Origin of the sequence: uncultured Campylobacter sp. (genome assembly GCF_938045595.1) — a bacterium.
Taxonomy (GTDB): domain Bacteria; phylum Campylobacterota; class Campylobacteria; order Campylobacterales; family Campylobacteraceae; genus Campylobacter_B.
The window spans coordinates 1-7,092 of the sequence record NZ_CALIBB010000027.1 but is presented as its reverse complement, the minus strand read 5'-3'; the positions used below and the strand labels follow the sequence as shown (position 1 = coordinate 7,092).

At 45.4% G+C, this 7,092-nt stretch carries 8 protein-coding genes and 1 pseudogene; all 9 read left to right on the top strand.

Translation table 11 applies throughout. The features are described 5' to 3' along the window. The coding region (gene atpA, locus Q0340_RS01225; RefSeq protein ID WP_298081825.1) for a F0F1 ATP synthase subunit alpha at positions 1–1,310 on the top strand (1,310 nt) is incomplete at its 5' end. Positions 1,311–1,322: 12 nt separating this feature from the next. After that, complete coding sequence (atpG, locus tag Q0340_RS01220; protein ID WP_297915132.1) at positions 1,323–2,231, top strand: ATP synthase F1 subunit gamma; 909 nt, start codon at positions 1,323–1,325, stop codon at positions 2,229–2,231. Between the two features lie 11 nt (positions 2,232–2,242). Next, entirely contained in the window at positions 2,243–3,640 is a 1,398-nt protein-coding gene (atpD, locus tag Q0340_RS01215; RefSeq protein WP_295151010.1) for a F0F1 ATP synthase subunit beta, read from the top strand. A gap of 10 nt (positions 3,641–3,650) precedes the next feature. Continuing rightward, entirely contained in the window at positions 3,651–4,055 is a 405-nt protein-coding gene (gene atpC, locus Q0340_RS01210) for an ATP synthase F1 subunit epsilon (RefSeq protein ID WP_291938303.1), read from the top strand. A 2-nt stretch (positions 4,056–4,057) separates the two neighbouring features. Further along, complete coding sequence (locus Q0340_RS01205) at positions 4,058–4,633, top strand: MotA/TolQ/ExbB proton channel family protein (protein WP_298081824.1); 576 nt, start codon at positions 4,058–4,060, stop codon at positions 4,631–4,633. Next, positions 4,633–5,031, top strand: a complete 399-nt coding sequence (locus Q0340_RS01200; protein WP_005869629.1) for a biopolymer transporter ExbD — start codon at positions 4,633–4,635, stop codon at positions 5,029–5,031. Before Q0340_RS01205 ends, Q0340_RS01200 begins: the two co-directional genes overlap by 1 nt. Further along, positions 5,024–6,004 carry a TonB C-terminal domain-containing protein gene (locus tag Q0340_RS01195; RefSeq protein ID WP_298081823.1) on the top strand — a complete coding sequence of 327 codons (981 nt, stop codon included), beginning with the start codon at positions 5,024–5,026 and terminating at the stop codon, positions 6,002–6,004. Before Q0340_RS01200 ends, Q0340_RS01195 begins: the two co-directional genes overlap by 8 nt. Before the next feature lie 18 nt (positions 6,005–6,022). After that, a complete protein-coding gene (locus tag Q0340_RS01190) occupies positions 6,023–6,415 on the top strand; it encodes a TonB C-terminal domain-containing protein (protein WP_298081822.1) in 393 nt (130 codons plus the stop codon). A gap of 15 nt (positions 6,416–6,430) precedes the next feature. Next, positions 6,431–7,092: pseudogene (gene tolB / locus Q0340_RS01185) on the top strand (Tol-Pal system protein TolB); the annotation flags it as partial.

Here is a 7,092-nt window from a genome sequence, read left to right as displayed (position 1 = left end):
AGGAGAGCAGTGTCGGCATCGTTATTTTAGGCGATACTAGCGGTATTAACGAAGGTAGTAGCGTTAAAAGACTGGGTAAGCTTTTGCGCGTTCCGGTAGGTGATGCATTAATCGGTCGCGTAGTAAACGCTCTAGGCGAACCGATCGATGGCAAAGGCGCGATAGAGACTAGCGATACTAGATTTGTCGAAGAAAAGGCTAAAGGCATCATGGCTCGTAAGTCCGTCCACGAACCGCTTCAAACCGGTCTTAAAGCGATAGACGCGCTAGTGCCGATCGGTCGCGGACAGCGCGAGCTCATCATCGGCGACCGCCAAACAGGAAAAACCACCGTTGCTGTTGATACCATCATCAATCAAAAGGGCCAAGACGTCATCTGCATATATGTAGCAATCGGTCAGAAACAATCCACCGTCGCACAAGTCGTTAAAAAGCTTGAAGAATACGGCGCGATGGATTATACGATCGTAGTTGCAGCCGGTGCTAGCGAGGCAGCCGCGCTTCAGTATTTGGCTCCGTATTCGGGCTGCACCATGGGTGAGTATTTCAGAGATAACTCCCGCCACGCGCTTATCATCTACGATGATTTGAGCAAGCATGCGGTTGCGTATCGCGAGATGTCACTAATTTTGCGTCGTCCGCCGGGACGCGAGGCGTATCCTGGCGACGTATTCTACCTGCACTCTCGTTTGCTTGAACGTGCTAGTAAGCTAAGCGACGCACTCGGTGCAGGCAGCCTAACGGCGCTTCCTATTATCGAGACGCAGGCAGGCGACGTTTCGGCATATATCCCTACAAATGTCATCTCCATCACCGACGGTCAAATTTTCCTAGAATCTGGTCTATTTAACTCGGGAATTCGTCCTGCGATCAACGTGGGTCTTTCGGTTAGCCGCGTCGGCGGTTCCGCGCAGATTAAAGCGATCAAAAAAGTCTCGGGAACCTTGCGTCTGGATCTTGCTCAATACCGCGAGCTTCAGGCGTTTGCGCAGTTTGCGAGTGATTTGGACGAGAGTAGCCGTAAGCAGCTAGATCGCGGACAAAGAATGGTCGAAATTTTAAAGCAACCTCCTTATTCGCCGCTTCCGGTCGAAAATCAAGTAGTGATCATCTTTGCAGGAAGCCGCGGATTTTTAGACGACGTACCTACGAGCTCAATTGGCAAATTTGAAGCTGAGCTATATCCATATATCGAGGCGAAATACCCTGAAATTTTTGAAGAGATCAGAAGCAAAAAGACCATCGAGAAGGATTTGGAAGAAAATTTAATCAAGGCTCTAAATGACTTTAAAGCGACCTTTGCCGCTTAAAAAGGCTAAATTATGGCAAATTTAAAAGATATAAAGCTACAGATCAAGAGCGTTAAAAATACGGAGAAGACCACCAAAGCTATGAAGCTGGTCTCCAACGTCAAGCTCAAAAACACTAAAGAGGCGGCGATGCGCTCGCGAGCTTATGCGGTGAAGATTAACGAGGTCTTAGGTGAAATTTCTGCGCGCGTTAAAAACTACGTAGGCAATAATTCGGGCAACGACGAAAAACTTAGAATTTTTGATACCACTCGAGAGGTAAAGGTGGTTGATTTGCTGTTTATTACCGCAGATAAAGGGCTTTGCGGCGGTTTTAATATCAATACCATCAAAAAGATCAAAGCTTTGATCGAGGAGCTTAAAGCTAAAAAGATCAAGGTTCGCCTTCGCGCCGTCGGCAAAAAGGGGATAGAGTATTTTGATTTTCAAGGCATTGAGCTTTTGGAGCGATATATCGGCGTGAGCTCATCTCCATCGTCCGAGAAAGCTAACGAAATCGTGCAAGCCGCGGTTAAGGATTTTAACGAAGGTAAAACTGACGAAGTTATACTTATCCATAACGGCTATTTGAATATGATTACCCAAGAGATGCGGGTAAATACGTTGGTGCCAATCGGTGAGCCTGCGATTAGCGAGGACGCTTTAAAAACATCTACATTGGAAGTAGAGGTTGAAAGTCCTGAGGATGAAGAAACATTGATGTTAAATTTAATCCAGAGCTATCTTAGCTACAGCATGTATTACGCGCTGATCGACTCTTTGGCAGCGGAGCATTGCTCGAGAATGAATGCGATGGAGAATGCGACAAACAACGCTAAGGAGCGCGTATCGCAGTTAAATTTAGCATACAACAAAGCCAGACAAGGCTCTATCACGACTGAGCTTATCGAGATCATAAGCGGCGTCGAATCAATGAAATGAAAGGAAAACGGATGAAAGGAATAATTTCTCAGGTAATGGGTCCCGTGGTCGATGTCGATTTCAAGGACTACTTGCCGAAGATTAATGAAGCTATCGAGGTTAAATTTGACGTCGAGGGCGCTCATCGTAGGCTGATCCTAGAGGTAGCCGCGCACCTTGGAGACAACCGCGTCCGCACGATCGCTATGGATATGAGCGATGGACTTAGGCGAGGGCTTGAGGCTACGGCTCTGGGTGCGCCTATTACGGTGCCTGTGGGCGAGAAGGTTTTGGGTAGAATTTTTAACGTCACGGGCGATCTGATCGACGAAGGCGAGGATGAAAAATTTGAAACTCGCTGGTCGATCCACAGAGATCCGCCTAGCTTTGAAAATCAAAGCACGAAGAGTGAAATTTTTGAAACCGGCATTAAGGTAGTCGATCTGCTAGCTCCTTATGCAAAGGGCGGTAAGGTAGGACTATTCGGCGGTGCTGGCGTCGGTAAGACCGTTATCATCATGGAGCTGATTCACAACGTCGCTTTCAAACATAGCGGCTACTCCGTATTTGCGGGCGTCGGCGAGCGAACGAGAGAGGGAAACGACCTTTATAATGAGATGAAAGAATCGGGCGTTTTGGATAAAGTCGCCTTGACCTACGGCCAGATGAACGAGCCGCCGGGGGCGAGAAATCGCATCGCGCTAACCGGTCTTACGATGGCTGAGTATTTCCGCGACGAGCTAGGACTTGACGTTTTGATGTTTATCGACAATATCTTCCGTTTCTCGCAGTCGGGCTCAGAGATGTCCGCGCTTTTAGGACGAATTCCGTCCGCGGTCGGTTATCAGCCTACGCTTGCTAGCGAAATGGGTAAATTACAAGAGCGCATCACTTCGACCAAAAAGGGTTCTATCACCTCCGTTCAGGCCGTTTATGTGCCTGCGGACGACCTTACCGACCCTGCGCCGGCGACCGTTTTCGCGCACCTTGATGCGACGACCGTTTTAAACAGAGCGATCGCTGAGAAAGGAATTTATCCTGCCGTCGATCCGCTTGATTCAACCTCAAGAATGCTCGATCCGCAAATTATCGGCGAGGAGCATTATAAAGTCGCTCGCGGAGTCCAAGCGGTACTTCAAAAATACAAAGACTTGCAAGACATTATCGCGATTTTGGGTATGGACGAGCTTAGCGAAGAGGATAAACTCGTAGTCGAGCGCGCTAGAAAGATCGAGCGCTACCTATCTCAGCCGTTTTTCGTAGCCGAGGTATTTACCGGAAGCCCGGGCAAATATATCTCGCTAGAGGAGACTATCGCGGGATTTAAAGGAATTTTAGAGGGCAAATACGACGATCTGCCGGAAAATGCCTTTTATATGGTGGGAAACATCGACGAGGTAGTGGCAAAAGCTGAAAAGATGAAAGCATAGGAATTTTAAGATGAAAGAATTTTTGCTTTTAGATATCGTTACGCCCGAAGGGATGGTCTTTTCGGGTGAAGTCAAATCCGTCCAGCTCCCCGGCATTACTGGCGAAATGGGTATTTTGCCAGGGCATGCGAGCTTGCTAACGGGGCTTAAAGATAAAAGCGAAGGCGGAGTTGTTGAGATCGTAGATAAAGATGGCAAAAAGCAGCTTGTTTTGGTAAACGACGGATTTTTGGAAGTTACCGAAGAAAAAACTACTATTCTAGCCACTCAAGCCGTAGCTATCGGAGGTGATAGCGAAAGCGCCGTAGCGAAGTCTTTGCAGCGCGCTAAAGATATGCTTGCGTCCATTAGCTCCGATGCGGCAAATTCCGCAGCGATTATGGCTAGAGTTGACGAATTCGCAAGGCAAAGTTAAATATGCTAGATCTAATTTTAAGTTATTTTACGAGAAGCACGTTTATTACGATATTTGTGCTTTCTTGGTTATCCATCTATTTTATCGTCACTTTTACGATTTTGATCTCTAGATTTGTAGGGCTTAGTGCGTGGCAACACCGCGAAGCAAAGGCACTCGAATCCTTGCTGATGGGTGGTAGGATTTCGCTTTCGGGCTCTATTTTTCAAAAAGTAAATACCGATAAAATTTCAAAAGAAGCCTTGGAAATTTATAAAGGCAAGGCCGAACGCGACTCCACTAGCGGACTTACTTGGCTATCTATCGTCGCCTCCACTTCGCCGTTTATCGGGCTATTTGGTACAGTCGTTAGCATACTTCACACATTTTCCAAGCTTGGCGACGGAAATTCCGGCATCGACACCATCGCTCCTGCGATCAGCGAGGCACTGGTTGCCACAGGATGTGGAATTTTTGTAGCGATCCCCGCATACACCTTCAGCTTACTTATAAAACGCAAAGCATACGAAGTTATGAGCATCATAAATCGTACGGCAGATATTTTGCTATTTAAAGCAAACACTGGAAAAGCTATTTAATGTATAATTTCGACGAAAATCCAGAGTTAAATATCACTCCGCTCGTCGATATTATGCTTGTTTTGCTAGCGATTTTAATGGTCGCGCAAACGGCGATTATCTACGATGAGAAGATCGAACTGCCTAGTGGCTCAAAAGCACAGGTTTCGGAAAATACCGCAGAATTCTTGCTTGTGCGTATCGGCGAAGATCGCAAGGTTTATATCGACAAAAGCTCGATGAGCCTAGCTGAATTCCCGGATAATCTCGTGCTGCTTAAAGGCACCGGCAAGTATAGCTTGGAAAAACCCGTCTATATCCAAGCCGATAAGAGACTCGTTTACGACGATGTGATGTTTGTTTTAAAGAGCCTAAAGCAGGCGGGTTTTACAAAAGTCGCACTTCAAACAAATGGCTAATTATTCAAATTTTACGGGGGTTAAATACGATAATTTTAAATCGTTTCTAATCGCTCTTTTTGCCTATCTGCTGGTGATTTTTGTTCTTTTATATCAAATTTCAAAGCCGCAGGAAAAATTTAAAAAATATACTGACAATCCCAACGATTATATGGATGTTACTTTTGATTTCGAAATAGATGATAAACTTCCGTCCGCGCCTGAAATCGCCAAAGAAACAAAGCAAGGCGAGTTTGAAAATAAGAATGTGAAGGACGTGCCGGAGGATAAAATTAAGACTACGGCGCAAGTAGTTCCGCCACCTCCGGTGCAGGCAAAGCCAAAAGAGCCCGAAAAGCCGAAGGAAGAGCCAAAACCGGAACCTAAAAAGGACGAGCCTAAAGCTGAGCCCAAAAAAGAGGAGCCCAAGCCTGAGCCTAAGTTGGAAGATAAACCTTCCGAAAAAGTAGTAGAGAAAAAAGAGGAAGTTAAGCCGGAGCCAAAAAAAGAGGAAAAACCGAGCTTGAGCGATCTTTTTTCGGATACGACCAAAGACAATAAGAAGCTTGAGGAGAGCGCTAAAGCTAGCGACGCCGTTCAGAGTAACAAAAAGTCCGATAAAGAAACCGCCACCTCTAGTGCTAAGGATAAAGCGGCATCTAAAAATGCTGTCGTCAAATCCGATAAGCTTGGCGGCAGGACGCAAAGGACGGGGGAATTTAACGCCTACCTCGGCGCGATAGAAAAGAGGCTTCAGGTTCTATGGAGCCGCTACGTAGCGACCACGAAAGATGATGCGACGATTATTATAACTTTCGGTGCAGATGGACGAGTCGTGGATTATAAAATCGATGAGCTGGGAAGAGAGACGGAATTTAACCAGAAGCTGCGGGATTTCTTGGATAATCTATCAACCCAAAGCTTTCCGAAGTCTCCGGATGGGGCGGCGCATGAGATCAAGACTAAGATGTCTGATGTGATGAAGTCGAATTAGAATTTTGTAAGGAAAAGAGTGAAAAAACTTTTTGGTATTTTTGTGTTTTGCTGTATGCTTTTTGCAGAAGATGTGGATTCTGCTAAAAATTCTACCTCTTCAAATTTAAACACTGAAATTCAAAATTCTAAAGAATTTAGGGCTTATTATGGAGATATTGCAAAGAAGCTAGAATATCTGTGGCTAAAACAAGATGCTACCACTAACGATGACGCAACGGTCGAGGTTACTTTCGGCGCGGACGGACGAGTGGTGGGTTATAAAATTATCGAGTTAGGTCGCGATATAAAATTTAACCAAAAGCTTGACAGATTTTTAAAGGGGCTTTCGAAGCAAAAATTTTCAAAATCGCCGGATAATAAACTTCATAAACTTAATATAAGATTAACCGAGATTGCGAAATCAAATTAAATTTAAGGAGAAAAGATGAAAAAACTACTTTTGATTCTTGCATTTTGTAGTAGCATTTTCGCAGCAGATGCGACCATGTCTATCGTAAACGAAGGGGTAAATCTACCTAAAATCGTCGTTCAAGATGCATCGAACCTTGCAAATTCAGAATTTGGCAACAAATTCTTTAAACTTATGGTGGGCGATCTAAAGGTCGGCGCGACTTTTGAAGTCAGCGACGAGTATCTACAAAGCAGCTATGATGCGGGTGCTTCCGATAATCTAGGCTCTAGCGGTGCCGCTCTGATCGTGCGCTACGCGGTAAGTGATAAAAGCTCGCCGATGAGCCTAAAAGCTAAAGTGCTTGAGGTAAACAGCGGTAGGGTGATGTATGAGAAGAGTTTTACGCTTTCAAATGCCGAAAAGTATCCGTTTTTAGCACATATGGCGGTATCCGAGATCGTCAAGCAGCTAGGGTACTCAAACGTCGATTGGATGAAGGAGATGATTTTGCTCTCTCGCTACACTTCGACGCGTGAGAGCGAGATCATGGTGGCTGACTATACGCTTACTTACCAGCAGGTTGTGCTTCGTGGCGGATTAAATATCTTCCCTAAATGGGCAAGCGCAGCGCAGAACGAATTTTATTATACCTACTATGTCAATAAAAATACGCCTGCTATCTATAAATTTAATCT